The organism is Pseudomonas sp. B329 (assembly GCF_023127835.1).
Taxonomy (GTDB): Bacteria; Pseudomonadota; Gammaproteobacteria; order Pseudomonadales; family Pseudomonadaceae; genus Aquipseudomonas; species Aquipseudomonas synxantha_A.
In genome coordinates, this window is record NZ_SPKP01000068.1 from 1 (window position 1) to 1,381 (window position 1,381).

Genomic DNA, 1,381 nt, shown 5'->3' on the forward strand with positions numbered 1-1,381 from the left:
GGATGATCGCAACGGTGGACATCAAGACCGGCTCCAAGACCGTGCTGGACTACTTGATCAAGCCGTTCAACAAGGCCCAGGAGGCCATGCGGGAACGCTGATGATGACGGGTGCAAGGCGCGGTTAAAGCAACTGTCGCTGGGAGTTTGATGCACAGGTCAACCGGGACGTGTTGATCGAGCCGGTACGGTCCAAGCAGGTGCAGGCGAACCTGCGGGGCAGTTTACAGACAAAGGCGAAGTACTGAGCTTCGATTCGCAACCTGTTGCAAGACCTGCTCAGCAGTAACGAGGAGGATCAGGTGCGGCTGCTCAAGCCTTGCACCAAACGATGGAGGCTCTGACGCCTGTATTGACGCAGCGGATTGCCCAAACCGTCGCTTGATCGACTTTGGGAGTCGGGCCAGCGCCCTGGGTGTGTAAGACGAATTGTTTGCCGGGAAATTTCCTGTATTTCGGTCAGGAAAATCCCCGGATAATTCGGGCTTGAAAAAAAGAGATGATCTTTCGCCCATCGAGTCCGCTCCGGAGTACCTCATCTTTCACTGATGGGGCAGCAGCAGTGCACCTTCAACGGAAGGCGCAATTGATTCGCCCGGCACGTTAATGAAACCCGCGTCATGGATGACCCGCATATATCTGCTCCCTGAGGGCAAGCGTTGGGTTCATCGACACTATTGGATAGGTCGGGCGTCGACTACCCGCAGTTAACAGGGCGTATCGGGCGTTCGTGCTGCAACCCAATTGTGGAGAATCAGTGATGCAAGTGTTGCCCCTGCGAGTGCTGGTGCTGGAGGACCATCTGTTCCAGCAAACCGTCGCCGTCAACCTGCTGAAAAAGCTTGGCTGTCAGGATGTGTTCAGTGCTTCCAATGGAACCCGGGCCCTGGAGGTCTTGCAACGGGTCGGCCCGGTGGACATCGTGCTGTGTGATCTGCGTATGGAAGGTATGGATGGCCTGGAGTTTCTGCAACGCGTGGCCCGCGTCGGCCTGGTGGGGGCCGTGATCCTCAGCAGTTCGCTGTGTGGGGATGTACGCCAGGCTGCAAGGCAGTTAGTGACATTGCTCGGGTTGCCGCTGTTGGGCGACCTTGGCAAACCCTTGAACGCTGAGGCCTTGAACGGACTTTTGCATAAACACTTGAACGATCCCTGGGTCGTGCCGGCACGTTTGAAACCGCTGGAGCTGGCCGAAGCCGGCGAAGTCCGCTCGGCCATGCGTCGTCAGCAAATGGAGACGTATTTCCAGCCCAAGATCAACTTGTTGACGGGTGACGTGATTGGCGTCGAGGCGCTCACGCGGTGGAATCATCCGACCCGGGGCGTGGTCTCTCCGGCGGTGTTCATGCCTGCCATTGAAAGTTGCGGGTTGCTCAATGAGT

1 protein-coding gene is annotated in these 1,381 nt (G+C 57.4%); it reads left to right on the forward strand.

Annotation, left to right across the window (positions count from 1 at the left end; translation table 11 throughout):
• Window positions 1-759: 759 nt before the first annotated feature.
• The coding region (locus tag E4P00_RS27860; protein ID WP_248133416.1) for an EAL domain-containing protein at window positions 760-1,381 on the forward strand (622 nt) is incomplete at its 3' end.